General features: G+C 31.4%; 1 pseudogene. It reads left to right on the forward strand.

Features of this window, described 5'->3' with window-relative positions:
* Positions 1 to 332: 332 nt before the first annotated feature.
* Positions 333 to 471 (forward strand): annotated as a pseudogene (locus KH893_RS13125) (NAD(P)/FAD-dependent oxidoreductase); the annotation flags it as partial.

The raw sequence follows: 471 nt of genomic DNA on the forward strand, positions 1-471 counted from the left end.
TGTCTTTACTTCGTTTTGGCGTTCGTTCGTTTCTTTTGTTCATTGACTTTTAAAGGGTTACTGACGTTTTGCTTGGACTTTATTATCAAATTTAGAATATCTGTGATTGGCCTTACAATTGTCTTAGAACCAGACCTGTAAAAATCCGGTTCTAAATCCTCTAATTATGTATGGGTTAAGAAGGTGCCGAGATTATTTTTACTAGTTGGTATTCATGCAAGAAGAAAAGATTGTCTTACAAATTATTGTTCATTTGATAGCAATAATTAAGCTGGCTTTCTGTTTGAATATTAATTAAAAACGTATGCAAATTTTTTATTAAGGAGATTCTTATGAAAACAATTGTTGTTTTAGGTGCTGGTTATGCTGGATTGCGAGTTGTTAAAGAACTCACTGATCATAAAGCTAATGCCAAGATTGTTCTTATTAACAAAAACTCTTATCATTATGAATCAACTCAACTTCATGAAG

Source organism: Liquorilactobacillus sicerae (assembly GCF_029916425.1).
In the GTDB taxonomy this organism is placed as follows: domain Bacteria; phylum Bacillota; class Bacilli; order Lactobacillales; family Lactobacillaceae; genus Liquorilactobacillus; species Liquorilactobacillus sicerae.